The organism is Burkholderia sp. HMSC10F09 (assembly GCF_001806955.1).
Lineage (GTDB): Bacteria > Pseudomonadota > Gammaproteobacteria > Burkholderiales > Burkholderiaceae > Burkholderia > Burkholderia multivorans.
Map to the genome: position 1 here is coordinate 1 of NZ_KV786943.1, position 1198 is coordinate 1198.

Consider the following 1198-nt stretch of genomic DNA (forward strand, 5'->3'; position numbering starts at 1 on the left):
CACTTGCGTGCCGCCGCACGCGTGCGCGACACTCGCGCGCCGCCGCCCGCCCGCGTGCGCCCGCGCCGGGCGAACGCAACCTTGCGTTGTGCGACGATCTCTCGCAGCGTCGCACCGCGTCCCGCGGACGCGCCGTCATTCGCCCCGCGGCGCACCTGCCGCGGGTGTTCCTGTCGCGCCGCACGCGGCGGCGCCCGTTCCGGAGAACAGCCGATGGCCGAACGCCTGCCTGACGATACGACACCCCCTCCTTCCGAACCGAATGCGCACGACGCACTCGAACGCCTGCTCGGCAGCCTGCACCGTCACGGCTTCCTGCGTTTCGCGAACGACGTGGTCAGCGCGAACGCGAAGATCGCCGAGGTGCTGGTCGGCGCGCTCGACAAGCCCGGCACGCAGACCGGCGTGCAGAATCTCGCGATGCTCGTGATGGCGCTCTCGCGCGTGCCGCCCGAACAGTTCGGCAAGACGATGTTCGCGGCCGCCGACGCACTGCGCCACATCGGCGCGTGGCAGCCGGCCGAGCACGAACATGTCGCGCCGGGCGTGCGCGGCGTCTACCGGCTGCTCAACGACGATGCGCTGTGGGAAGCGATCACGCCGCTGCTCGAAGGGCTGAAGGTGTTCGCGCAGGGGCTTGCGCGCGAGCCCGAGCAATCGGTCACGGCGCTGACCGGGAAGGCGGACGGCGCGTAAGCGCGGGTGCGTCCGCGCTCGCGACGTCGCGCAGCTGCGCGAGCTGACGCACGATGTGCTGTGTCGGCATGCTGGCCGGCCAGCGCGCCACCGCGTCGATCGGCACCCAGCGGCACAGCGCGATCTCGCGGCCGGGGCACGCATGCATGCCGGCCGGCAGATCGACGACGAACACGTGATGGCGTTTCACGTTGCCGTCGACGTAGAAGAAATACGCGAGGTCGAGCCCCGTCAGTCCCGTTTCCTCGTGCAGCTCGCGATGCGCGGCGTCGAGCGCGGACTCGCCGCGGCGAATCACGCCGCCCGGCAGCGTCCAGCGCGACGACGGCCGGCGCGCGACCAGCAGAACGCGGCCGTTGCGATGACAGAGTACCGTCGCGCGTTCCTTCGCCAGCGGCGCGAGCGGGACCGCGCGAACGGGAAAGTCGGCGGGATCGGGCAGTTTCATGTCGGGTAGCGGACAGGCGGCGGGGGCATTCATGGCCGAGCATCGCGCAAGCCG

Annotated in this window: 2 protein-coding genes; one reads left to right on the top strand and one right to left on the bottom strand. The window is 71.5% G+C overall.

Annotation, left to right across the window (positions count from 1 at the left end; all coding sequences use genetic code 11):
• Positions 1-213: 213 nt before the first annotated feature.
• Positions 214-696, top strand: coding sequence for a DUF1641 domain-containing protein (locus HMPREF3115_RS28275; RefSeq protein WP_006405151.1), 483 nt, complete (start codon positions 214-216; stop codon positions 694-696).
• Here HMPREF3115_RS28275 and HMPREF3115_RS28280 read toward each other — a convergent pair.
• The gene (locus HMPREF3115_RS28280; RefSeq protein WP_070557048.1) at positions 662-1144 is read right to left on the bottom strand and encodes an NUDIX hydrolase; all 483 of its coding nucleotides are present in this window, start codon (positions 1142-1144) and stop codon (positions 662-664) included. The genes HMPREF3115_RS28275 and HMPREF3115_RS28280 overlap by 35 nt on opposite strands.
• Positions 1145-1198 lie beyond the last annotated feature (54 nt).

Coding starts and splice junctions, on each gene's coding strand:
- HMPREF3115_RS28275 (WP_006405151.1), top strand. CDS start 214: ATGGCCGAACGCCTGCCTGACGATACGACACCCCCTCCTTCCGAACCG.
- HMPREF3115_RS28280 (WP_070557048.1), bottom strand. CDS start 1,144: ATGAAACTGCCCGATCCCGCCGACTTTCCCGTTCGCGCGGTCCCGCTC.